Here is a 22,308-nt window from a genome sequence, read left to right as displayed (position 1 = left end):
CTGCTAAAGTCGCCCATTCCTACATGGCCCTACACGGAGTGCCCACATGCTGCGCGCAACCGCCCTGGCTCTGGCCTGCCTGGCCGGCAGTTCGGCCATCGCCGCCGAGTCGCCCACCTACGGCCCACAACTGCAAGGGTTCAACTACCCACACCCCCTCAAGCATTTCGACTTCAAGTCTCAGGGCCAGGCCCTGCAGATGGGCTACATGGACGTGCCCGCCCAGGGCCAGGCCAACGGCCACAGCGTGGTACTGATGCACGGCAAGAACTTTTGCGCCGCCACCTGGGAAACCACCATCGACGCCCTGAGCAAGGCCGGCTACCGGGTCATCGCCCCCGATCAGGTCGGCTTCTGTACATCGAGCAAACCGGCGCATTACCAGTACAGCTTCCAGCAACTGGCGGACAATACCCATGCCCTGCTCGAACAGCTCGGCGTGAAGCGAACCACCGTGCTCGGCCACTCCACCGGCGGGATGCTCGCCACCCGCTACGCGCTGATGTACCCACAGCAAGTTGAACGCCTTGCCATGGTCAACCCGATCGGCCTGGAAGACTGGAAAGCCCTGGGCGTGCCCTACCGCACCGTGGACCAGTGGTATGCCCGCGAGCTCAAGCTGGATGCCGAGGGGGTGCGCGAATATGAGCGCAAGACCTACTACGCCGGCCGCTGGAAGCCGGAATACGAGCGTTGGGTACAGATGCTGGTGGGCCTGAACAAAGGGCCGGGGCATGAAGCCGTGGCGTGGAATTCGGCGCTGATCTACGACATGATCTTCACCCAGCCGGTGTACCACGAGTTCAGCGACCTGCAGATGCCGACCTTGCTACTGATAGGCGACAAGGACACCACGGCCATCGGCAGCGATATCGCGCCGCCGGAAGTAAAGGCGAAGCTGGGCAAGTATGCAGAGCTGGGGCCACAGGTGGCCAAGCTGATCCCCAAAGGTGAACTGATCACCTTCGAAGGCATGGGGCATGCACCGCAGATCGAGGAGCCGGTGCGGTTCAACCGTACCTTGGTTGAGTGGCTGAACAAGTAAGCCCGTAGTCGGGTGCATGCTTGGGCGCCTTTTCAGGCAAAGCGTTGCAGTTGCATCTCCCGAAGCCGGCTCAGGGTTCGTTGGTACGGAAAGGCCAAGTACCCTTGGGTGTAGAGGGCATCGAGCGGCACCTGTGCTTCCAGGTACAAGGCCACACGGCGGTCGTAGCATTCGTCGACCAGGGCAATGAAGCGGCGTACCGCGTCATCCTTGGGTGACAGTGCCGGCAGTTCACGGTCGCCTGCCACCACCCGCGCCGCGCCATCCTCGGTGCCGCGGGCAATACGCCCCGCCCGCTGCTCACCACCCAGCGCCGGTATGCCGGATAGCAAAATCGCGGGAAATTGATCGCACAAGGCCATGAACTCCATGGCCGCCAAAGGTTGTTCGCACAGATCGGCGAAGCGGCACCAGATAGCCTGCCCACTGCGCCGCACCACTTGAACCTGCCTGGAGCCGATCACCAATGGCCGATCAGTGCCGCTGTCTTCCGGGCTAAGCTGGCAGAACACCCCGCCCAACTGGCTGGCCTGCCCCGCCTCCGCTACCCAGTAGCGCTGCCGCTCTGCACCGGGGTGCAGACGGTGGTCCTGCTCGCCCGTCACCGGCAGTACCTGCATGTGCCGCTGGATGGCGGCAATAGCCGGCAGGAACCGCTCGCGGTTGAAGCCATCGCGGTAGAGCTGCTCGGGTGGCTGGTTGGAAGTGGCGACAATCACCACACCCTGGTCGAACAGAACCTGAAACAGGCGGCCGAGGATGATCGCATCACCGATGTCGTTGACGAACAGTTCATCGAAGCACAGCACACGGATCTGCCCGGCCAAGTCCCGAGCCAGGGCCAGAAGCGGGTCGGCAGTGCCGTTAAGCTGAAACAGGCGCTGATGGACCCAGGCCATGAAGTGGTGGAAGTGCTGGCGCCGGCTGGGTAGGCGCAGACAGCGGTGGAACTGATCCATCAGCCAGGTCTTGCCCCGGCCCACCGGCCCCCAGAGGTAGATACCCTGGGTGGGGCGGCCTTGCTCGACGGCCTGGAAGCAAGCTTGCAGGGCCTCGACGGCGCGGGCCTGGGCGGGGTCGGCGACAAAGCCCTGGGTGTTCAGGGCTTGCTGGTAGCAGGATTGGGGGTCGGTAGCCATGCCGCATTCTACACAGCGGGTGCAGAGCACACATTGTGGGTGCAACTGTTGTGTATGAAACTCCAGAGCTGGCACTGACCGCCCCCACAAAGAGAGCGCGTCAGGCGTCGCCGTCCAAGCCCACCTTCAGCAACGCCCCATCCTTGTCATCGGTCAGTACATACAGGTACCCATCCGGCCCCACCCGCACATCGCGAATACGCGCCTTCAAGTCACCCAGCAAACGCTCCTCATGCACCACCTTGTCCCCCTTCAGCTGCAAGCGGATGAGTTCCTGAGTGGCCAACGCACCAATGAACAGGTTGTGGTCCCAGGCCTTGAACGTCGGGCTGTCGTAGAACGCCATGCCGCTGATACCGGGTGACTTTTCCCACACATGGTGCGGGTCGACCATGCCGTCGACGTGCTTGCCCTTGGCCTCGGGGATCGGCAGCAGCGAGTAGTTGATGCCATGGGTCGCAATCGGCCAGCCGTAGTTCTTGCCGGGTTCGGGTATGTTGATTTCGTCGCCGCCACGCGGGCCGTGCTCGTGGGTCCACAGCTTGCCGGTCCAAGGGTTGAGCGCGGCGCCTTGCTGGTTGCGGTGGCCGTACGACCAGATCTCCGGCCGCACATTGCTCTTGCCGACAAAGGGGTTGTCCTTGGGCACTTCGCCGTCCGGCAAGATGCGCACGATCTTGCCTTGCAGCTTGTCCAGGTCTTGGGCAGTGGGGCGCTGGTTGTTCTCGCCCAAGGCAATGAACAGGTAGCCGTTGCGGTCGAATACCAGGCGCGAGCCGAAGTGGTTACCCACCGACAGCTTGGGCTGCTGGCGGAAAACCACCGTGAAGTTCTCCAACCGGGCACGGTCTTCAGACAGCTGGCCACGGCCCACGGCGGTACCGGCCTTGCCATCACTGCCCTCCTCGGCGTACGACAGGTACACGGTGCGGTCCTTGCCGAACTCCGGCGACAGCACTACGTCCAGCAAGCCGCCCTGGCCTTCGGCCCAGACCTTGGGTACGCCACTGATCGGCGGGCCAACCTTGCCCTCGGCATTGACCAGCCGCAGGTTGCCGGTGCGTTCGGTCACCAGCATGTCCTTGCCGCCCGGCAGAAACGCCAGTGCCCAAGGGTTGCGCAGGCCATCGGCAACGGTGCTGACGGTCAAGGTGCCTTCTTCACTGCGAAACTGCTGTTCCGCCGCTGCCTGCGCCAGCAAGGGCAGCAACGCGGCGGCAGTCAGGGTGGCAAGCCAGGGTGCTCGAAGCATGCAGGATTCCTTTCAATCGGGCTTATGGCGCACGCGGATTGTCGCGCGGTGGCCGGGTGGGTTCCAGGTTCGGGGTTTGCTGCTGGCGGCGCAGGTTGTCGCCGTTGCCGATGCCGCGGTTGTCCAGCGTGGGGGTACGCTGGTACGGGTCGGTGGACGGGCCGCGCACCGGTGGCGTGGCCGGCATGCTGCCCTGGCGGCTGTTGGGGTTGGCGCGCTGGATCGGGCTGTTGTAGGGGTTGTTGTTGCCGGCGGCGAGCTGCAAAGGCTGCTGCAGGGCTGCGTGCGCGGGCAGGCACAAAGCCAGGCCGAGGGCCAGGATGGGCAATGTCGGGGTCATGCTTCACCTCCTGTACGAAAATGCCGCGCCTGGTCGGTTTGATAGCCTAAGGCGCGAAGGGTTCGCGGCAAAAGTGTGAATATGGATGGAGATGATTCCTGATGTTTCAGTATGCGCCCATGGGGCTGCATTGCAGCCCATCGCGACGCAAGGACGCTCCTACAGGGGGCACGCGCTCGCTTCTAGCAGCGGCCTAGCATCGCGATGGGCCGCAACGCGGCTCCAAGTTACTGGCCCTTATCCACTTTATGCCGGGCGGCATACAGACACAGCATCTCCATCGCCAGCGTCGCCCCCGCCAGCGCCGTGATATCGGCATGGTCATAAGCCGGCGCCACTTCCACCAGGTCCATGCCCACCAGGTTGATACCGCGCAGCCCACCCAGGATCTCCAGCGCCTGCACCGTGCTCAGCCCGCCACACACCGGCGTACCGGTGCCAGGCGCATAGGCCGGGTCGAGGCAGTCGATGTCGAAGGTCAGGTACACCGGGCGCTCGCCCACCCGCTGACGAATCGCTGCAATCACCGCCTCGGTGCCTTGGCGGTGCACCTGTCGGGCGTCGAGAATGGCAAAGCCCTGGCTGTCGTCATTGGTGGTGCGCAGGCCGATCTGCAACGAGTGAGCCGGGTCCACCAGGCCTTCGCGGGCGGCATGCCAGAACATGGTGCCGTGGTCGATGCGCTTGCCCTCCTCGTCCGGCCAGGTATCACTGTGGGCATCGAAGTGAATCAGCGCCAGCGGGCCATGGCGGCGGGCGTGAGCCTTTAGCAGCGGGTAGCTGATGAAGTGGTCGCCACCGAGGGTGAGCATGGCGCAACCCGCCTGCAGGATATGCTCTGCATGGGCCTCGATGCTGTCCGGCACCGACTGCGGCGTGCCGCTGTCGAAGGGGCAGTCACCAAAGTCGATTACCGCCAGGTGGTCGAAGGGGTCGAACGCCCACGGCCAGTGCCGGGCCCAGGCCTGCTGCACCGAAGCGGCGCGGATCGCCCGTGGGCCGAAACGCGCGCCGGGGCGGTTGCTGGTGGCAGTATCGAACGGCACACCGCTGACCACCACATCCACACCCCGCAAATCGCGGCTGTAGCGGCGGCGAGAGAAACTGGTAATACCGGCGTAGGTACTTTCGGCGGCAGTGCCATACAGGCTGTCGCGGGTCATCGCCTGGTCGTTGCTTGCGGCTTGCTCCACGGTCGGGCTCCTTGGTTGTCATGTCTCATTGGCGGCTGCGGAAAGCCGTCCAAAGGCGGTTACGCTGGCGCAAATCGGCCAAGGCCATGCTGCGGTCGGCGAACAGGCGCTGGCGTACCTCGGCGGGTGGGTAGATGTCCGGGTCGTTGCGCACCGCTTCGTCCACCAGTGGTGTGGCGGCTTGGTTGGCATTGGCGAAGAACAGCGTGTTGGTCAGCGCCGCCACCGACTCGGGCTTGAGCATGAAGGCAATGAACGCTCGCGCGGCCTCGGGGTGCGGGGCGTCTTTTGGAATGACCAGGTTGTCCTGCCACACCAGCGTGCCTTCGCGGGGGATGCGGTAGATCAGCTCGAACGGCTTGCCGGCACGGCGGGCCTGGTCGGCGGCCATTGCCGCATCACCGTTATAGGTCAGCGCCAGGCACACGCTGCCATTGGCCAGGTCGCTGATCTGCCGGCCATTGGCGACATAGCTGATCGACGGCTGCAACTGGCTGAGCAGGTTCTGCGCGGCAGCCAGGTCATCCTTGTTCTGGCTGTAAGGGTCTTTGCCCAGGTAGTTCAGGGCAACCCCTATCACTTCCTGTGGCGAATCGGGCATGGCAATGCCGCAGTCCTTCAGACGGCTGGCGTACTCGGGCTTGAACAGCAGGTCGAGGCTGTCGAGCGGCACATCGCCCAGGCGCTGGCGCACGGCCTCCACATTCACCCCAAGGCCCAGCGTTCCCCAGGTGTACGGCACGGCATGGCGGTTGCCGGGGTCGGCCTCGGCGAGCTTGGCCAGCAGGTCCTTGTCGAGATTGCTGTAGCCGGGCATGGCCTGAGGATCGAGCGGTTGCAGGGCATTGGCCTTGAGCGCCCTGGCCAGCACGGTAGCTGACGGCACCACCACGTCGTAACCGCTACCACCGGTCAGCAGCTTGGTTTCCAGCACTTCAGTGGTGTCGAAGGTGTCGTAGCGCACCTTGTAGCCGGTTTCTCGCTCGAAGCGCTGAAGGGTTTGCGGGGCAACGTAGTCGGCCCAGCTATAGAGGTTCACGACCTTTTCTTGCGCCTGTAACGGCAAGGCCAGGACCAGGGACAACAAGCACAACGATCGACGCATGGCGGACACCTCGGCTAATGGGTGGATGCCGCGAGCATGCCAGCCGGGTTACATTGCAGAAATGGCAAGTTTGCAAAGCTGACATTCACCAGGACCAATGTAATGCTCGGACAATTGCACGACCCCGATCTGCACCTGCTGCGGCTGTTCGTCACTGTAGTCCAGGCCGGTGGCTTCAGCGCCGCGCAAGGCGTGCTGGGCCTGAGCCAGCCCACCATAAGCCAGCGCATGGCACAGCTGGAGGCTCGCCTGGGTTACCGTCTGTGCAGCCGTGGCAAGGGTGGTTTTCGCCTGACGGACAAAGGTGAATTGTTATTGGAGGCGGCGCGTGGCCTGCTGCTGAACATCGAGCAGTTCCGCCAGCAGGCCAACGGCGTTGCTGGGCGGTTGCTGGGCAACGTGCGCATCGGTCTGGCGGAAAACCAGGACAAGGCAGTCAGCCTGAAGCTGGCGGCGGCCATTGCGGCGTTTCGCAAGCGAGAGGAATCGGTGCAATTGGAGCTGATCAGTGCACCGCCAGCGGAGCTTGAGCGGTTGTTGCTGGAGCAGCGGCTGGACTGTGCCATCAGCTACTTTTCCGGCAACCAGGCGGCCTTTGATTACCAGCCATTGTTCGAGGAGAGGCAACGGCTGTATTGCGGCAAAGGGCATGTGCTGTTCGGCGAGTCGGGGGTTGGGCTTGAGCGGCTGCTGGACATGGACCAGGTGCGCCATCCGTACCGTTTTCTCAAAGGCGGTGAGCCGTTCCAGAGCCAGCGCAGCATGGCGGTGGCGGAGCAGATCGAGAGCGTGCTGACGTTCATTCTGTCGGGGCGGCATATCGGCTACCTGCCATGCCACTGCGCGCAGGACTGGGAGGCCGAGGGGTTATTGTGGGCGCTGGACCCAGGGCTGGATTTCGTGGTGCCGTTTACCCTGGCCCGGCACCGGGCACAGGGGGTTGGTGAAGCACAGCAGGCGTTTGCGCAGGACTTGCTGGCAGCATTTGCCTGAACCGGCCCGCGCCCACAGAGGCCAGTTCAGGCTGCAACACTCAGTAAGCCATGCTCCAGGTCAGCGTGTAGGTGCGCCCACGCCCTTGGTAGTCATACAGGTACGCTGGCCCGTAGGTCGGTGAATAGAAGAGCGTCGCACGCTGCCCCCAGACCGTGCTGTACTGCTTGTCCAGCAGGTTCTGGATGCCGGCACTGAAGGTACCGAAACCGGTGTCCTGGCTGCCAAGCAAGTCGAAGGTGGTGTAGCCGTCGATCTCGTGGTCGGCATCGTCCTTCAGGCTGAAAGCATGGTTGGCCTGCAACCGCGCGCTGCGGCCATCGCCCTTCCAGCCGACGAACGCGGTGGCCTTGGACAGCGAAGCATAGCGGGCATCACGCTTGATCCAGCCACCGTCTGCAGCCTCTTCTTCGGAGCGGGTCAGGTGCAAGGTGCCGCCGGTTTCCCAACCGGCCTGGAAGTGCCGGGTCAGCGCACCTTCAAAGCCAAAGTCGCGGCTCTTCTGCTCTTCCACGTTGATGGTCAGCGTTTGCGAATCGACGTTGATGATCTTGTCCGACCAGATGTAGTACAGCGCTGCCTGGGCATCCCAGCCCAGGTCGGCATAGCGCCAGCCCAGCTCCACCTGGCGGCTCTTGATGCCAGCCAGCGGGTTGTCGGCCACGCTCAGGCTCGGCTTGCCGTAGTACTTGGCTGGGTCCGGCAGGTCGAAGCCTTCGCCATAGTTGGTCCACACCTGGTGGCCGTTCTTGAAATCGTAGATGGCACCGACGTTGAACAGGTTCACCTGGTAGTCGTTGCTGCCGCCCGGTACGCCCTTGAAGTCGCTGACATCCACGTCCATCTGCTGGCGACGAGCGCCGCCCGAGAACGTCAGGTTGTCGGTGGCGTGCCAGTCCAGCTGGGCATACACCGACACACCATCGACCCGATAGCTGGGGTAACGCGCCGCCTTGCTGTCCTTTTCCATCTCCAGGCCGCCCGACTCGGACGAAGTCAGGGCATTGAAGGTGGTCTGCTCGGCGTTGAACCGCTCGCGGTCCAGGTCGACGCCGTAGGTCAGCTTCAGCGTGTCCCATTGCTTGGCGAACAGCCCCTTGAGGCTGGTGACCTCGAAGTTCTGCTGCGAGGCAGCAAAGTACACCCCGCGCGAACCGGTGGGCGTGGCACGGTTGTAGTACGGGAACGGGTAGAAGTTGTCGTCTTCCTTGCGGTACGAGGCTTGCAGGTAGAAATCCTGGCCCAGCACGTCGTTGTGGTGGTAATTGGCGTTCAGCAACAAGCGTCGGGTACGCGGCTCCAGGTCCGACGAATAACCGCTGCGCAGCTCGGCGTCTTCCAGGTCTGACGGCGCGTTGTAGTTGAGGTTGGGGAAGTAGATACCCGTGCTGCCGTGGTTGCCCGAGTCGTAGTACTGGGCCAACAGGTCGAGGCTCTGCTGGTCGTTCAACTGCAGGCCCAAGGTACCGAGCACATCGATGGTGCGGTTGTACTGCAGGTCGGTCTGGGTGTTGTCGATGAAGATCTGGTCGCCTGCACCATCGTAAAAGGCTTCGTTCTGCTCACCGGAGATACCCAGCCGGGCATTGACCCGCTCGTTGCCGCCGCTGATCGACTGGGCGAAGCGAGTGGCCAGGTCGTCGCTGTTGTTGAAGCCGCTGCTGGCGCCCAGCTGGGTCTCGAACCGCGCCGGGCCGGGCTCGCCCTTCTTGGTCACGATGTTGATGATGCCGCCGGTGGCGCCACCGCCGTAGATGGCGCTGGCACCCGACAACACTTCGACGCGCTCGACGTTGAACGGCGAAATGCTGTCGAACTGGCGCGACAGGCCGCGCGAGCTGTTCTGGCTGACCCCGTCGATCATCACCAGCACGTTGCGCCCGCGCATGTTCTGGCCGTAGTTGGTGCGCCCTTCCGGCGCCAGGTCGAGGCCCGGCACCAGCTTGCCGATGGCTTCCTTCAGGCTGACACCGCTGTCGATCTGCTCGCGCAACTGCTGCTGCTCGACCACCCAGACGGTGCCGGGGATTTCGCTGATTGCGGTGCTGGTGCGCGAGGCCACGCTGACTTCGATCGGCTTGAGGTTGACCGCCTGCGGCGCGGCCTCGGTTTTACGCAGGGTGACCGTACGGGCATCGCTGAACTGCCAACTCATGCCGCTGCCGGCCAGCAGCTGCTGCAGGGCCTGCTCGACACTGTAGCTGCCCTGCAACGCCGGGCTGGCCTGATCTGCGACATCACCAGTGGTGAACAACAGGTGCAGGCCAGCCTGATCGGCGAAAGTGGTCAGGGCCTGGCCCAACGGTTGGGCTGGCACGTCGAGCTGAACCTGGCGAGCCTGCATCTGGGTCTGTTCGGTGGTCGTCGCGGCCCACACATGCAGCGGACCGACCAGCATGGCCAGGGCACTGCAGGACATCAGGGCGTGGTGAAGAGAACCGCGACGGCGGTGCAAGGGCTTGAGCATCAGAGGCACGTATGAGCTTCCTGACAAGTCGTAAATGAGAATGGGTTGCTGATCAGTCCCACTACGACGATCTGGCTTGCACGAACTTGCAGTGCCAAATGGAAAATATTTTTATTTCTGTAGTGCGACGAGGTCGCTGCAGGCCGATCAATACACCACGGCCAACCACGGCAGGTAGGTAACCTTCAGGCCATATCGCTGCTCAAGCGTCCGCAACAGGGCCTCAGGCTCATCCAGATCAAATACCCCGCTCACCTCCATCGCTGCCAGCTTGCTGTCGGACAGCACAATGCGCCCATGGCGGTATCGCTCAAGCTCCTCCAGTACCTGCCCCAGCGGCTTGCCGTTGAAGATCAGCTTGCCGCGCTGCCAGGCCATTTGCATGCCGGCATCGGCCGCTACCGCCAGTTCGCGTTGACCTACCTTGGCCTCACCGTGCGCCAACACCACGTGGCCATCGCGGCGCACGCTGAAGGTCGCGGCAGTGCCCTGCACCCGCTCACCGGCGGTATCGACCACAAACGGCCGTGAATCAGCAGCGGTCTCGAACAATGCTTCACCGGCATCAAGCACCACACGCCGCTCATGCTCACTGAAAACGACGCTCATGGCACTGGCGCTGTTCAGCGTCACCCGCGTGCCATCAGCCAACGTAATGATCTGCCGCTCGCCGACAGCAGTGTGGTAATCCGCCAGCAGCATCGGCGCCTGCCGCCAACCCGCCACGGCGGCGACCAGCACCACCACGGACGCCGCCACACCCGCCTGCTTAAGCCAACCGCGGCAATGGCGCAGCGCCTGGCCGATGTACTTCGCCACCATGCTCTCGGAAACGCCCAGGCGTTGAGCGATCTGCTTCTGGGTCAGGCCTTCGACGCGGTTGAGCAACAGCGCCCGGCGGGCGTTGTCGGGCAGTTGCAACAGCGCCTGGTCAAGAATCCGCAGGCGCTCGCGGGCCAGCAATGCCGCCTCGGGCGCCGGTGCCGGGCAGGCCACCTCACAGGCGCCGTCACTGTCGTCGTGGCTGGCGGCGATGCGCTTCTCGCGGCGCAAGGCATCGATTGCCAGGTTGCCGGCCACGCGAAAGATGAAACTGCGCGCATGCAACACCGGCACCGCCTGCTCGTCGATGTTCACCAGTTTCAGATAGGTTTCCTGCGCCACGTCGGCGGCGCGCTGGCGGTCGCTCATGCGCCGGGTCAGGAACTGCAACAGGTCGTCGTAGTGCTCCTGGAAAGTCGCCAGCAGGCCCGACACGGGTGACGTCAGCATGGGTTTGGAAACTGCCAGTAAGATGAGTTATCGGACGTTAATGAGAAACAGTATCTTTCATCTGCGAGGATACTTTCAACGCCGACGCGCATTTGCCACACTGACCGTTCGCTCACTTTGGCAAGGTCGCCCTCAATGACTGCCCGCCTGCACCACTGTATCCGCCTGTTTCTCGTCCTGCTGATGGCGTATGGCCTAGGAGCCTGCGCCCTGTTCCAGCCACGCGACCCGGTCAACATCAGCGTGATCGGCATCGAGCCACTGCCCGGCCAGGAGCTGGAGCTGCGCATGGCGGTGAAAATGCGGGTACAGAACCCCAACGAGGCGCCGATCGATTACAACGGTGTCGCCATCAACCTGGAAGTCAACGGCCAGCCGCTAGCGGCCGGGGTCAGCGACCAGCAGGGCCATATTGGCCGATATGACGAAGCGGTAATCGTGGTGCCCGTCAGCATCACGGCGTTTTCCTTCCTGCGCCAGGCCTATGGGCTGGGCAAGGTAGAGTCGCTGCAGGGTTTGCCCTACACGCTGCGCGGCAAGCTGGCCGGCGGGCCGCTGGGCACCGTGCGCTTTACCGACGAGGGCAAGCTGGACCTGCCCAAGGGCGCTTACTGGTAAACGCCCGGTGGGGTGTGCTCAGCGGTTGGCGCTGGCCGCGGCCATCAGCTTGTTGACTTCGCTGCGCACCATGCTGGCGTACTCGGGCGGCGTCATGGCGTCCAGTTCGGCGCGTACCCACTCGGCCCACTTGCCCTTGCGCCGTGGCTTTTCGGCAATCAGCCGGGCCGCATCGCCCTTGGCCTTGCCCAGGTTGTTCTGCCACATCTCGAACAGCCGAGCCTTCTCTGCCTCGATCTGCGCCCGTTCCTCGAAGCTCATGTTGGCCAGATTGAAACTCATGAAGGTACCTGCAGGTTTGAAAATGGCCGCTATCTTACACCCAGGCAACGCAACATCGGAAAGCCGCCGCAACTTTCCCGACGTGGCGGTATCCATTGTTCACACCCCCCATCGACGAGGACGAGTTCATGGCCCGGAAAAACGCCACGCTGGCGGACAGCGATCAGATCAAGGACCAGGTATTCAGCGAACTGCAATCGCTGATCGAAGAATCGGAAAAACTGCTGAACGACAGTGCCGCCCTGGTGGGCGAAGAAGCAGAATCCCTGCGGGCGCAGGTCAGCCTCAAACTGAAACAGGCGCGCCAGGCCGCAGGCAATGTGCGGGACAAGGCGCAACCGGTGGTGGACGCCACTCAGGATTATATTGGCGGCCACCCCTGGCAGACCGTGGCCATTTCCGCCGGCCTCGGCCTGGTGATCGGCCTGTTGCTGGGCCGGCGCGACTGAACCCAGGGCCGCCTGCTGCGACTCAGGCGGCTAGTGCCTGCGGTATACCGCTGTGGAAGCGCAGTTCCTGGTCCGGTGACTGGATCAGTTCCATTTCCGCAGCGCGCACCAGTTCCACGCGGCGGGCGATGTCCGCCTCATCGCCGTAGTTGTGCGCCAGTTTCAGGTAGCCCTGGTAGTGGCGCGCTTCACTTTTCAACAAACCGTGGTAGAAGCGGCCCAGTTCTTCATCCAGGTGCGGCACCAGCGCAGCGAAGCGCTCACAGCTGCGCGCCTCGATGAACGCCCCCACCACCAGCGTATCCACCAGTTTCACTGGCTCGTGGGCACGCACCAGGCGGCGCAGCCCCGACGCATAGCGCCCCGCCGACACAGGGCGCAGCGGCACACCACGGCGCTTCATCAGGCGCAGCACCTGCTCATGGTGCACCAGCTCCTCGCGGGCCAGGCGCGACATCATGTTGATCAGATCAAGGTGCGTGTTGTATTTGGCCATCAGGCTCAAGGCCGTGCTGGCGGCCTTGAACTCGCAGTTCTTGTGGTCGATCAGCAGGGTTTCCTGGTCGGCGAGCGCCGCTTCGATCCAGGCATCTGGCGTCGGGCAACCAAGAAAAGCGTCGATTTCGGGGATCAGGGACATAAACGTGCAACCACAGGAACAGGCAGAGGCGGCGATTATACCGACGGCGGCGGGTGGCGCCAGTGACTATGCTTGACGTATATCAAGCGCCAGCGGGGGAAGCGCCGACTATAGTCAGGCATTGGTCGCCACCTTTGAGGGAGTTCACGCCCATGCAAGCCGTCCGCAGCATCCTCGTCGTCCTCGACCCTGAGCACGCCCACAGCCGGGCGCTGACCCGGGCCAAGCTGATCGCTGGCGTCACTGGCGCACGCCTGCACCTGCTGATGTGCGACAAACGGCATGATCACAGTGCACTACTGAGCCTGTTGAGCAGCCAGTTGCATGATGACGGGTACGACAACATCACCCACGAAGAGGCCTGGCGCGACAACCTGCACGACACCATCATCTATGTGCAGCAGGCCGAGGGCTGCGAGTTGGTGATCAAGGAACACCGCCCGGACAACCCGCTGAAGAAGGCCCTGCTCACCCCCAGCGACTGGAAGCTGCTGCGCCAGTGCCCGTGCGCTGTGCTGATGGTCAAGAGCGAACGGCCGTGGACCGGGGGCAAGATTCTGGCTGCAGTGGACGTGGGCAACCAGGACGAGGACCACCGCCGCCTGCATGCCAGCATCATCGACCATGGCTTCGAGATTGCCAAACTGGCCAAGGGCGAGCTGCATGTCATCAGCGCCCACCCGTCGCCAATGCTGTCGGCCTCGGACCCGGCATACCAACTGAGCGATACCATCGAAAAACGTTACCGCGAAGCGTGCAAGGCGTTCCAGGCCGAGTACGGCATCAGTGAAGCGTGCCTACACGTGGCCGAAGGGCCGGCGGATGTGCTGATTCCGCATACCGAGAAGGAGCTTGATGCGGTTGTGACGGTGATCGGTACGGTGTGCCGCACGGGGATTTCCGGGGCGTTGATTGGCAATACTTCCGAGGTGGTGCTGGATGCGCTCGAGGGCGATGTGCTGGTGCTCAAGAGCGAAGAAGCCATCGCCCACCAGGCCGAACTGGCCCGCGGCTGACGCAATTGCCACGATTGGCGCGGTCCCTGTAGGAGCGGCCTTGTGTCGCGAAAGGGCCGCAAGGCGGCCCCAGAAATTTATGCATCAAAGCTGAAATCTGGGGCTGCTTCGCGGCCCTTTCGCGACACAAGGCCGCTCCTACAGGGACCGCGCAGGCCCGCTAGGCCATCGCCTCGCGCACCTTCGGGTCCAGGCCCTCCCCTGCGTTGGCCTCGATCCACTCCGCCAGTTGCCGGCGCATGGCCGGCGTCCAGAAGCTTTGCAAATGCTGCCGCACCCCCTGCACCGCCAGCGCCCGGTTTGGCTCACTGTCGAAGTAATGGGCAATCTGGTTGGCCATCTTGACCAGGTTGTCACTGCTCATCGGCGCACCTCGGCTTTTTCCGCTGTGCGGCGCTCTATCAGCAGCCGCCGCTGTTCATCACTGAAGTCCTGGTAGCGCTTTTGCCATTGTGATGGCTGGAACACTTTCACCACTTCCACAGCCGTCACCTTGTACTCGGGGCAGTTGGTGGCCCAGTCGGAGTTGTCGGTGGTGATCACGTTCGCCCCCGATTCAGGGAAGTGGAACGTGGTGTACACCACGCCCGGCGCCACCCGTGCGCTGACCTTGGCACGCAGCACGGTCTGCCCGGCGCGGCTGCCGATTCCCACCCAGTCACCGTCCTGAATGCCACGGCTTTCGGCGTCGGTTGGGTGGATCTCCAAACGGTCGGCGTCATGCCAGGCGACGTTGCCGGTACGCCGGGTCTGAGCCCCGACGTTGTACTGGCTGAGGATGCGCCCGGTGGTCAGCAGCAGCGGATAGCGGTTGTTGACCTTTTCGTCGGTGGGCACGTAGCCGGTAAGCATGAAGCGGCCCTTGCCACGCACGAACTGGTCGATGTGCATGGTCGGTGTGCCATCGGGTGCAGCATCGTTGCATGGCCATTGCAGGCTGCCATGGCGGTCGATCTCGGCGTAGCTTACCCGGCGGAAGGTCGGCGTCAGGCGAGCGATCTCGTCCATGATCTCGGACGGGTGGCGGTAGTTCATCGGGTAGCCCAGGGCGTTGGCCAGGGCCACGGTGGCTTCCCAGTCGGCCTTGCCGGCCAGCGGCTCCATGACCTTGCGCACCCGCGAAATGCGCCGCTCGGCATTGGTGAAAGTGCCGTCCTTTTCCAGGAATGAACTGCCCGGCAGGAAAACATGGGCGAACTTGGCGGTTTCGTTGAGGAAAATATCCTGCACCACCACGCACTCCATGGCGTGCAAGGCTGCCGTGACGTGCTGGGTGTTAGGGTCGCTCTGGGCGATGTCCTCACCCTGGCAGTACAACGCTTTGAAGCTGCCGTCCAACGCAGCCTCGAACATGTTGGGAATGCGCAGACCAGGGTCGGGCTGCAGGGTCACGCCCCAGGCTCGTTCGAACTCGGCGCGCACGCCCTCGTTGGAGATATGCCGGTAGCCGGGCAGCTCGTGGGGGAACGAACCCATGTCGCACGAACCCTGCACGTTGTTCTGCCCGCGCAACGGGTTCACCCCTACCCCCTCGCGGCCGATATTGCCGGTGGCCATGGCCAGGTTGGCGATGCCCATCACCGCAGTACTACCCTGGCTGTGCTCGGTCACGCCCAAGCCGTAATAGATGGCTGCGTTGCCGCCGGTGGCATACAACCGCGCAGCGGCGCGGATCTGCTCGGCAGGCACACCACAGACCGGGCCGAGCACCTCGGGGGCGTTGTCTGCCAGGCTGACGAAGTCGCGCCAGCGGGCGAAGTCTTCGGTTTCGCAGCGGGCATCGATGAAGCGTTGAGCCAGCAGGCCCTCGGTGACTATCACGTGGGCCAGGGCGTTGAGCATGGCCACGTTGGTGCCTGGGCGCAGTTGCAGATGCAGCTCGGCACGGGCGTGCGGCGAGTCGACCAGGTCGATACGCCGTGGGTCGATCACGATCAGCCGAGCCCCCTGGCGCAAGCGACGCTTGAGTTGCGAACCAAACACCGGGTGAGCATCGGTGGGGTTGGCGCCGATCACCAGCACCACGTCGGCCTGCATCACCGAATCGAAGCTTTGCGTGCCCGCCGATTCACCCAGGGTCTGCTTCAGGCCATAGCCAGTGGGCGAATGGCACACCCGCGCGCAGGTATCGACGTTGTTGTTGCCGAATGCCGTGCGCACCAATTTCTGCACCAGGTAGGCTTCTTCGTTGGTGCAGCGGCTGGAGGTGATGCCGCCAATGGCGTCGCGCCCGTACTTGAGCTGGATGCGGCGGAACTCGCTGGCGGCATAGGTCACCGCCTCGTCCCAGCTCACTTCCTGCCACGGGTCTTCCAGGCGCTTGCGAATCATCGGCTTGGTAATGCGGTCCGGGTGGGTGGCATAACCCCAGGCGAAGCGGCCTTTGACGCAGGCGTGGCCATGGTTGGCGCCGCCGTTCTTGTCCGGGACCATGCGCACCAGCTGGTCGCCCTTCATTTCGGCGCGGAACGAACAGCCAACGCCGCAGTAGGCGCACGTGGTAATGACCGAACGCTCAGGCTGGCCAAGTTGCACCAGGCTCTTTTCCGTCAGGGTCGCAGTCGGGCAGGCCTGCACGCAGGCGCCGCACGACACGCACTCGGAAGTGAGGAAGTCATCACCACCCGCTGCCGCTACCCGCGATTCAAAACCACGCCCGGTAATGGTCAGGGCAAAGGTGCCCTGGATATCCTCGCAGGCGCGCACGCAGCGGCTGCAAACGATGCACTTGCTCGGCTCGTAGTCGAAATACGGGTTGGAAACGTCCTTTTTCTCGGCCAGGTGGTTGGCGCCGTCATAGCCATAGCGCACCTCGCGCAGGCCCACCTGGCCAGCCACGGTCTGCAGCTCGCAGTTACCGTTGGCCGAGCAGGTCAGACAGTCCAGCGGGTGGTCGGAAATGTACAGCTCCATCACGTTGCGGCGCAGGCCGGCCAGGCGCGGGGTTTCGGTACGTACCACCATGCCTTCGCTGACCGGCGTGGTGCAGGACGCCGGGTAGCCGCGCATGCCTTCGATTTCCACCATGCACATGCGGCACGAGCCGAAGGCTTCAAGGCTGTCGGTGGCGCACAGTTTGGGGATGCTGGTGCCGAGCATCGCGGCGGCGCGCATCACCGAGGTGCCGGCGGGCACACTGATGGCGCGGCCGTCGATGCTCAGGCTGACCTGCACGTCGCTGTCACGGGCCGGGGTGCCGAGGTCGCTGTTTTTATCAGAAGCGGGGTCGAAGAAATTGATCACTGCGCGGCCTCCGTGGTGGTCAGCCCAAAATCGGCAGGGAAGTACTTGAGCGCACTGGCCACCGGGTAGGCGGTCATGCCACCCATGGCGCACAGCGAGCCGTACTGCATCGTGTCGCACAGGTCGCGCAGCACCAGCGCCTGGTCGTGGCGTTCAGCGAGGTCGCTGCTGGCGATCAGCCGGTCGACCACTTCCATGCCCCGCGTCGAGCCGATGCGGCATGGGGTGCACTTGCCACAGGACTCCTCGGCGCAGAACTGCAGGGCGAAACGCGCCATGCTGGCCATGTTCAGGGTGTCGTCGGCCACCACTACACCGCCGTGGCCGAGCATCGCGCCCATGGCGGCGAAGGCTTCATAGTCCAGCGGCGTGTCGAAGTGGCTGGGGGGTACCCAGGCACCAAGCGGCCCCCCGACCTGCGCGGCCTTCAGCGGCCGGCCACTGGCCGTGCCACCGCCGTAACCGTCCACCAGTTCGCGCAGGGTCAGGCCGAACGCACGCTCCACCAAGCCACCCTGGCGGATGTTACCGGCCAGCTGGAACGGCATGGTGCCCAGCGAGCGGCCCATGCCGAAATCGCGATAGAACGCCGCGCCCTTGGCCAGAATGATGGGCACCGAAGCCAGGGTAAGCACGTTGTGCACCAGCGTCGGCAAGCCGAACAGGCCTTGCAGCGCGGGCAGTGGGGGCTTGGCGCGGACGATGCCGCGCTTGCCTTCGATGGATTCGAGCAACGCGGTTTCTTCGCCGCAGATATAGGCGCCGGCGCCCACCCGCACTTCCAGGTCGAACGCCAGGCCGCTGCCGGCTACGTCAGTGCCGAGGTACCCCGCATCACGGGCAATGGTGAAGGCCTGGTCAAGCGAGCGGATAGCGTCGGGATATTCCGAGCGTACATAGATGTATCCCTTGTCGGCCCCGACGGCGAGGCCGGCAATGATCATGCCCTCGATCAGCAGGAAGGGGTCGCCCTCCATCAGCATGCGGTCGGCAAAGGTGCCGGAGTCACCCTCGTCAGCGTTGCACACCACGTATTTTTGCCCGGCATCGGCGTCACGCACGGTGCGCCACTTGATGCCAGCCGGGAACGCCGCGCCACCACGGCCACGCAGACCGGAATCGAGTACCGCAGCGACCACGTCGGCACCGTCCAGGGCCACGGCTGCCTCCAGCCCTGCGAAACCGCCGTGGGCGCGGTAGTCATCCAGCGACAACGGGCGGGTGATGCCGGCGCGGGCGAACAACAGGCGCTGCTGGGTCTTGAGGTAAGGTATTTCTTCGACCGCGCCCAGTGCCAGTGAGTGGCCACCAGGATCACCGGCCAGGGCATCGAGCAGGGACGGCACGTCCTGCGGGGTAACCGGGCCGAAGCCCTGGCGCCCTTGCGCACTGTCGCACTCGATCAGCGGCTCCAGCCAGTACAACCCGCGTGAGCTGGTGCGTTGGATGTCCAGAGGCAACTGGCGGCGCTCGGCCTCGCGCTGCAAGGCCTCGACGACCTGATCGGCACCCACGGCGCGGGCGACCGAATCGCAGGGAATGTACAGGGTCAGCATGCAGCGTCCTCCCGGCAACCATTGACCAGGGCGCGCAGGCGCTCGGGGGTGAGGCGCGCGTGCACTTGGCCGTCCAGCTCCAGCGCCGGCGAGCAGGCACAGGCGCCCAGGCAATACACCGGCCGAAGGCTGATGGCGCCGTCGGCGCTGGTGCCATGATCGTCCAGTGCCAGCTGTTCACGCAGCTGCGCGGCCAGGGCCTCGGCGCCACGGCTCTGGCACGACTCGGCGCGGCACAGGCGCAGAGTATGACGGGCAGGCGGCGCGGTGCGGAAATCGTGGTAGAAGCTGATCACCCCGCGCACCTCGGCCAGGCTAAGGTTCAGGGCATGAGCGATTTCGGGGACAGCCGCATCGGGGATGTAACCGATGTCGTGCTGGATGGCATGCAGGATCGGCAACAGGGCCCCCGGGGTGGCCTTGTCGCGGGCCAGAATGCGCTGGATATCGGGCAGGTGGAGCAATTCATCAGGCATACAGCGGACCTCGGCATCACGGACCCTGCCTGAATGATTGTGAGGGCAGGTGTCCGGCGTGTTCTGCTGCGGCGCGCCGGCCACGTCACGGTTGCGTGGTACTGGCGGCCTCCTTGCCCATGGCCGCACATCTGCGCGCGCTGGTCCCTGGGCATCCTGCAAGCATGGCACTTGTGGCGTCGAGGGGTTGCGTGCGAGCGACCAGGCGCATCCTGAAACCGACCTGTGGTCAGGAGGCCGGCCAGCCAGGCTTCACCCTGCTCCAGACCCTTGACGCTGAGCCGTAATCAGCCACAGCAGGTAGCAACCACCCAATACTCCGGTCACCAACCCCACCGGCAACTGCGCCGTGGCCGCCAGGCGTTGGCTCAGCCAATCGGCCACCAGCAGCAGCGCCGCGCCCATCAAGGCGGCACACAGCAATGGCACCCCCGCAGTACGCGTAAGCCGCCGCGCCAATTGCGGGCCAGCCAGGGCGATGAAAGCAATCGGCCCGGCTGCGGCAGTGGCAATGGCAGTAAGCCCTACCGCTGCAAGCACCAGGCGCAACCGCGAACGCTCCACCGCCACGCCCAACTGACCAGCCATGCCATCGCCCATTTCCATCAGTGCCAGTTCACGCTTGTACAGCAGGGCCACCGGTACCATCAGTGCCAACCCCAGCGTGGCAGGCAACACATGGGCCCAGGTACGAGTGTTGAGCGAACCGGCCAGCCACAGCTGGGCGAACAGTGCCTGGTCGAGGTCGCCGGTGACCAGCAGCAGCTGGTTGAGGCCCGACAGCGTGGCGCCCATGCCTATACCCACCAGCACCAGCCGGTAACCCTGGCCGCCCTGCCCGCGACGCGCCAACAGCAACACCAGCAACGCGGTAAGCATGCCGCCTGCAACAGCGGCCAACGCCGTGGCCAACGGGCCGGCATCGAACAGGATGATTTGCACGATGGCACCACTCGCAGCGCCTGTGGTAAAGCCAATGACATCGGGCGAACCCAGAGCATTGCGCGCGATCGACTGGAAGATTGCCCCAGCCATGCCCAGCGCCGCGCCCACCAGCATTGCCGTGAGTACCCGCGGCAAACGCACGCGGATGACAATGCGGCTGGCCATCTCGTTGTCACCCTGCCCAAACAGGCTGGTCAACACCTGGCCTGCATGGATCGGCAGGCTACCCGTACCCAGCAGCAACACCGCCAGGCCCATCACCAACAGCGACAGTGCACTGCCGACCAGCACGGCCCGCAAACTGAAACGCAGGCTCAGGGGCCCGCATCGAAGCACACGCAACCCATTCACAGCTGACATAGGCGAAACCTGCCAATCAATACGATAAAGGCCGGCCCACCAAGCAACAGCGCCAGGGTCCCGGCGGCCAGCTCCGCGGGTGCCGCCAGCACGCGGCCCAGCAGGTCGGCGCCCAGCAGCAACAGCGCAGCGATCAGCGCGGCATAGGGCAGCATGCGCCGGTAGTCCGGCCCCACCAGCGATCGTGCCAGGTGCGGCGCCACCAACCCGACGAAACCGATCGGCCCGGCAATGGCGGTAGCACTGCCGGCCAGCAACATCAGCGCCACGCAGGCCAGCGCCCAGGTCAGGCGCACATTCACGCCCAACGCCCGGCCCAGATCTCGGCCCAGCGCCAAGGCATTGAGTTGTGGCATCAAGGCGGCGGCCAGGGCCAGGCCCAAGGCGATCGCCAAGGTCGGCAATGGCAGCGCAGCCGTACTGCTGCCGGCCAACGAGCCGGCCGCCCAATTGCGGAAATGGTCATAGACCTGAGGTGGGGTGTTGAGCACGAGGATGGCCGTGAGCGAGGCCAGCAGCATGCTCAGCCCTGCCCCGGCCAGTACCAGGCGCACCGGGCTGCTGTCGGCAGCGCCGGCCTGGCCAAGCAGAAACACGACAACTCCGGCGATGCCAGCGCCGAAAAAGGCCAGCGGGATGTACTGGCTGACCTGGGTCAGACCAAACAATGCTACGCCTAGGATGACCGCGAGCGCGGCGCCGGCATTCACGCCCAGCAGCCCCGGTTCGGCCAGCGGGTTGCGTGTCAGTGCCTGCATCAAAGTACCCGCTGCCCCCAGCGCGAGGCCAGCCAGCAGCGCCACCAACGTGCGTGGCACGCGTAACTCACGCACGATGAGGTGCTCATCGTTCAGCAGGTCGGGCTGGTAGAGGGCGTCGAATACCACGCCGACGGTAATCGGATGCGAGCCAATCAGCAGGCTCGCCAGCGCCGCCATGAACAGCAGCAATAGCCCTGCCAGCAGCGCAGGGCGCAAAGTCGGGCCAGCCATGGTCAGTGGAAGTAGCCGGCGACGGTGTCGAGCATCTGCCGCCCGGAATAGTAGTCGATGCGGAACGAACTGGGCCCCAACGGGTACACGCGCTTGTGCTGCACCGCGCGCAGGTTGGCCAGCACTGGGTCGTGGAGGAAGGCTTGGGCATCTTTGTCGTCGGCGCTGAGCAGGAACACATCCGCATCACCGATGGCGGCGACCAGGTTTTCGCGGGAAATGAACTGGAATTCGGTGGCGCGAATCACCTGCCCCGCCATCGCCTCGGGCAGTTCACGCACTTGAAAGCCGAGTGCGGTCAGCAGCCTTGCCTGCGGGCTGAATGTGCGGCCGATGGAATAACTGCCACCGATGTTGTAGCCGATCAGGACGACCGGCCTTGGCGAGGGGGTCAGGCGGGCTGCCGTTTCGCGGGTGTAGTCGTCGAACCGCTGGATCACCGCCTTGGCCTGCTGTTGCAGTTCGGTCTTTTCTCCAAGCTCGGTAGCCAGGTCCTGCCAGGACTGGTTGGAGTAGTTGATCACCAGCGTCGGCACGCCCTGGGCTTTCAGCTCGGCCAGGTGCGGCGCGGCGCTGTCGGCACCGGTGGCAGACACCACCAGCAAGTCGGGGGCGCTGGCCACCACGGCCTCGATGTCGAACTGCAGGTTACGGTACAGCACCTGCACATCACGCTGGTCGGCCACAGCTGCCCATTGCGAGAAGAAGCCCTTGTCATCGGTCAGGCGGCTAGGCGTGGCGGCGGCGCTGGCCACCAAGGGGGCCTGCATGGCCAGCAGGATGCCGGTCACGCTCGGTGTGGTAGAGACGATTCGCGCGGGCGCGGCTATTGCACTCGGGATCACCCCAGCCAGCGCCAGGGCGACGGCGGCCAGTGCTGCACAAACTCGAAAACGCTTCATTGCTCGGCTTCGCTCAGAGGGAA

Annotated in this window: 21 protein-coding genes; 5 read left to right on the top strand and 16 right to left on the bottom strand. The window is 64.3% G+C overall.

What is annotated here, in order from left to right; all coding sequences use genetic code 11:
* The first annotated feature begins 46 nt into the window (after positions 1-46).
* On the top strand, positions 47-1,045 hold the full coding sequence (locus ACNQP3_RS09005) for an alpha/beta fold hydrolase (protein ID WP_012271486.1): 999 nt from the start codon (positions 47-49) through the stop codon (positions 1,043-1,045).
* A 32-nt stretch (positions 1,046-1,077) separates the two neighbouring features.
* Here the strand turns inward: ACNQP3_RS09005 and zapE are convergent, their stop codons facing one another.
* From zapE to ACNQP3_RS08980, 5 genes are all read right to left on the bottom strand, one after another.
* Positions 1,078-2,184: a cell division protein ZapE gene (zapE, locus tag ACNQP3_RS09000; RefSeq protein ID WP_264316949.1), complete on the bottom strand. Its 1,107-nt coding sequence runs from the start codon at positions 2,182-2,184 to the stop codon at positions 1,078-1,080.
* Positions 2,185-2,284: 100 nt separating this feature from the next.
* Positions 2,285-3,436, bottom strand: coding sequence for a PQQ-dependent sugar dehydrogenase (locus ACNQP3_RS08995; protein WP_012271484.1), 1,152 nt, complete (start codon positions 3,434-3,436; stop codon positions 2,285-2,287).
* Positions 3,437-3,458: 22 nt separating this feature from the next.
* Positions 3,459-3,776 (bottom strand): hypothetical protein, encoded by a 318-nt coding sequence (locus ACNQP3_RS08990; RefSeq protein ID WP_060515243.1) that lies wholly within the window; start codon positions 3,774-3,776, stop codon positions 3,459-3,461.
* A gap of 227 nt (positions 3,777-4,003) precedes the next feature.
* Positions 4,004-4,969, bottom strand: a complete 966-nt coding sequence (gene speB, locus ACNQP3_RS08985; protein WP_264316948.1) for an agmatinase — start codon at positions 4,967-4,969, stop codon at positions 4,004-4,006.
* 25 nt (positions 4,970-4,994) lie between these two features.
* Positions 4,995-6,074 (bottom strand): polyamine ABC transporter substrate-binding protein, encoded by a 1,080-nt coding sequence (locus ACNQP3_RS08980; RefSeq protein WP_012271481.1) that lies wholly within the window; start codon positions 6,072-6,074, stop codon positions 4,995-4,997.
* A gap of 102 nt (positions 6,075-6,176) precedes the next feature.
* Here ACNQP3_RS08980 and ACNQP3_RS08975 point away from each other — a divergent pair, with 102 nt between their 5' ends.
* Positions 6,177-7,067 carry a LysR family transcriptional regulator gene (locus tag ACNQP3_RS08975; RefSeq protein WP_060492976.1) on the top strand — a complete coding sequence of 297 codons (891 nt, stop codon included), beginning with the start codon at positions 6,177-6,179 and terminating at the stop codon, positions 7,065-7,067.
* A 40-nt stretch (positions 7,068-7,107) separates the two neighbouring features.
* On the opposite strand, the gene ACNQP3_RS08970 is transcribed toward ACNQP3_RS08975, so the two are convergent.
* Together ACNQP3_RS08970 and ACNQP3_RS08965 are read right to left on the bottom strand one after the other, a co-directional pair.
* The gene (locus ACNQP3_RS08970) at positions 7,108-9,534 is read right to left on the bottom strand and encodes a TonB-dependent receptor (RefSeq protein ID WP_264317285.1); all 2,427 of its coding nucleotides are present in this window, start codon (positions 9,532-9,534) and stop codon (positions 7,108-7,110) included.
* Positions 9,535-9,681: 147 nt separating this feature from the next.
* On the bottom strand, positions 9,682-10,806 hold the full coding sequence (locus ACNQP3_RS08965; protein ID WP_012271478.1) for a sigma-70 family RNA polymerase sigma factor: 1,125 nt from the start codon (positions 10,804-10,806) through the stop codon (positions 9,682-9,684).
* Positions 10,807-10,941: 135 nt separating this feature from the next.
* On the opposite strand from ACNQP3_RS08965, the gene ACNQP3_RS08960 reads away from it, so the two are divergent.
* Positions 10,942-11,424 carry an LEA type 2 family protein gene (locus ACNQP3_RS08960; RefSeq protein WP_012271477.1) on the top strand — a complete coding sequence of 161 codons (483 nt, stop codon included), beginning with the start codon at positions 10,942-10,944 and terminating at the stop codon, positions 11,422-11,424.
* Between the two features lie 18 nt (positions 11,425-11,442).
* Here ACNQP3_RS08960 and ACNQP3_RS08955 read toward each other — a convergent pair whose 3' ends face one another.
* Positions 11,443-11,706, bottom strand: a complete 264-nt coding sequence (locus ACNQP3_RS08955; protein ID WP_012271476.1) for a hypothetical protein — start codon at positions 11,704-11,706, stop codon at positions 11,443-11,445.
* Between the two features lie 128 nt (positions 11,707-11,834).
* On the opposite strand from ACNQP3_RS08955, the gene ACNQP3_RS08950 reads away from it, so the two are divergent.
* Entirely contained in the window at positions 11,835-12,155 is a 321-nt protein-coding gene (locus ACNQP3_RS08950) for a DUF883 family protein (RefSeq protein WP_264316947.1), read from the top strand.
* 22 nt (positions 12,156-12,177) lie between these two features.
* Here ACNQP3_RS08950 and ACNQP3_RS08945 read toward each other — a convergent pair whose 3' ends face one another.
* Positions 12,178-12,795 carry a tRNA-(ms[2]io[6]A)-hydroxylase gene (locus tag ACNQP3_RS08945; RefSeq protein WP_012271474.1) on the bottom strand — a complete coding sequence of 206 codons (618 nt, stop codon included), beginning with the start codon at positions 12,793-12,795 and terminating at the stop codon, positions 12,178-12,180.
* Between the two features lie 152 nt (positions 12,796-12,947).
* On the opposite strand from ACNQP3_RS08945, the gene ACNQP3_RS08940 reads away from it, so the two are divergent.
* Positions 12,948-13,811: a universal stress protein gene (locus ACNQP3_RS08940; protein ID WP_060492978.1), complete on the top strand. Its 864-nt coding sequence runs from the start codon at positions 12,948-12,950 to the stop codon at positions 13,809-13,811.
* Positions 13,812-13,971: 160 nt separating this feature from the next.
* On the opposite strand, the gene ACNQP3_RS08935 is transcribed toward ACNQP3_RS08940, so the two are convergent.
* From ACNQP3_RS08935 to fepB, 7 genes are all read right to left on the bottom strand, one after another.
* Positions 13,972-14,175, bottom strand: coding sequence for a formate dehydrogenase subunit delta (locus ACNQP3_RS08935; protein ID WP_012271472.1), 204 nt, complete (start codon positions 14,173-14,175; stop codon positions 13,972-13,974).
* The gene (gene fdhF, locus ACNQP3_RS08930; RefSeq protein WP_012271471.1) at positions 14,172-17,054 is read right to left on the bottom strand and encodes a formate dehydrogenase subunit alpha; all 2,883 of its coding nucleotides are present in this window, start codon (positions 17,052-17,054) and stop codon (positions 14,172-14,174) included. Before fdhF ends, ACNQP3_RS08935 begins: the two co-directional genes overlap by 4 nt.
* A complete protein-coding gene (locus tag ACNQP3_RS08925) occupies positions 17,051-18,610 on the bottom strand; it encodes a formate dehydrogenase beta subunit (RefSeq protein WP_060492979.1) in 1,560 nt (519 codons plus the stop codon). Before ACNQP3_RS08925 ends, fdhF begins: the two co-directional genes overlap by 4 nt.
* Complete coding sequence (locus ACNQP3_RS08920; RefSeq protein ID WP_012271469.1) at positions 18,604-19,086, bottom strand: formate dehydrogenase subunit gamma; 483 nt, start codon at positions 19,084-19,086, stop codon at positions 18,604-18,606. Before ACNQP3_RS08920 ends, ACNQP3_RS08925 begins: the two co-directional genes overlap by 7 nt.
* A 252-nt stretch (positions 19,087-19,338) precedes the next feature.
* Positions 19,339-20,382 (bottom strand): FecCD family ABC transporter permease, encoded by a 1,044-nt coding sequence (locus ACNQP3_RS08915; protein WP_123108947.1) that lies wholly within the window; start codon positions 20,380-20,382, stop codon positions 19,339-19,341.
* The gene (locus tag ACNQP3_RS08910) at positions 20,379-21,383 is read right to left on the bottom strand and encodes a FecCD family ABC transporter permease (RefSeq protein WP_012271467.1); all 1,005 of its coding nucleotides are present in this window, start codon (positions 21,381-21,383) and stop codon (positions 20,379-20,381) included. Before ACNQP3_RS08910 ends, ACNQP3_RS08915 begins: the two co-directional genes overlap by 4 nt.
* 2 nt (positions 21,384-21,385) lie before the next feature.
* Positions 21,386-22,285 (bottom strand): Fe2+-enterobactin ABC transporter substrate-binding protein, encoded by a 900-nt coding sequence (fepB, locus tag ACNQP3_RS08905; protein ID WP_264316946.1) that lies wholly within the window; start codon positions 22,283-22,285, stop codon positions 21,386-21,388.
* Between the last annotated feature and the right edge of the window lie 23 nt (positions 22,286-22,308).

The sequence above is a fragment of the Pseudomonas sp. LFS074 genome (assembly GCF_047978165.1).
Lineage (GTDB): Bacteria > Pseudomonadota > Gammaproteobacteria > Pseudomonadales > Pseudomonadaceae > Aquipseudomonas > Aquipseudomonas putida_P.
This window is presented reverse-complemented; position numbering and strand designations above follow the sequence as displayed.

Coding starts and splice junctions, on each gene's coding strand:
- ACNQP3_RS09005 (WP_012271486.1), top strand. CDS start 47: ATGCTGCGCGCAACCGCCCTGGCTCTGGCCTGCCTGGCCGGCAGTTCG.
- zapE (WP_264316949.1), bottom strand. CDS start 2,184: ATGGCTACCGACCCCCAATCCTGCTACCAGCAAGCCCTGAACACCCAG.
- ACNQP3_RS08995 (WP_012271484.1), bottom strand. CDS start 3,436: ATGCTTCGAGCACCCTGGCTTGCCACCCTGACTGCCGCCGCGTTGCTG.
- ACNQP3_RS08990 (WP_060515243.1), bottom strand. CDS start 3,776: ATGACCCCGACATTGCCCATCCTGGCCCTCGGCCTGGCTTTGTGCCTG.
- ACNQP3_RS08980 (WP_012271481.1), bottom strand. CDS start 6,074: ATGCGTCGATCGTTGTGCTTGTTGTCCCTGGTCCTGGCCTTGCCGTTA.
- ACNQP3_RS08975 (WP_060492976.1), top strand. CDS start 6,177: ATGCTCGGACAATTGCACGACCCCGATCTGCACCTGCTGCGGCTGTTC.
- ACNQP3_RS08970 (WP_264317285.1), bottom strand. CDS start 9,534: ATGCTCAAGCCCTTGCACCGCCGTCGCGGTTCTCTTCACCACGCCCTG.
- ACNQP3_RS08965 (WP_012271478.1), bottom strand. CDS start 10,806: ATGCTGACGTCACCCGTGTCGGGCCTGCTGGCGACTTTCCAGGAGCAC.
- ACNQP3_RS08960 (WP_012271477.1), top strand. CDS start 10,942: ATGACTGCCCGCCTGCACCACTGTATCCGCCTGTTTCTCGTCCTGCTG.
- ACNQP3_RS08955 (WP_012271476.1), bottom strand. CDS start 11,706: ATGAGTTTCAATCTGGCCAACATGAGCTTCGAGGAACGGGCGCAGATC.
- ACNQP3_RS08950 (WP_264316947.1), top strand. CDS start 11,835: ATGGCCCGGAAAAACGCCACGCTGGCGGACAGCGATCAGATCAAGGAC.
- ACNQP3_RS08945 (WP_012271474.1), bottom strand. CDS start 12,795: ATGTCCCTGATCCCCGAAATCGACGCTTTTCTTGGTTGCCCGACGCCA.
- ACNQP3_RS08940 (WP_060492978.1), top strand. CDS start 12,948: ATGCAAGCCGTCCGCAGCATCCTCGTCGTCCTCGACCCTGAGCACGCC.
- ACNQP3_RS08935 (WP_012271472.1), bottom strand. CDS start 14,175: ATGAGCAGTGACAACCTGGTCAAGATGGCCAACCAGATTGCCCATTAC.
- ACNQP3_RS08925 (WP_060492979.1), bottom strand. CDS start 18,610: ATGCTGACCCTGTACATTCCCTGCGATTCGGTCGCCCGCGCCGTGGGT.
- ACNQP3_RS08920 (WP_012271469.1), bottom strand. CDS start 19,086: ATGCCTGATGAATTGCTCCACCTGCCCGATATCCAGCGCATTCTGGCC.
- ACNQP3_RS08910 (WP_012271467.1), bottom strand. CDS start 21,383: ATGGCTGGCCCGACTTTGCGCCCTGCGCTGCTGGCAGGGCTATTGCTG.
- fepB (WP_264316946.1), bottom strand. CDS start 22,285: ATGAAGCGTTTTCGAGTTTGTGCAGCACTGGCCGCCGTCGCCCTGGCG.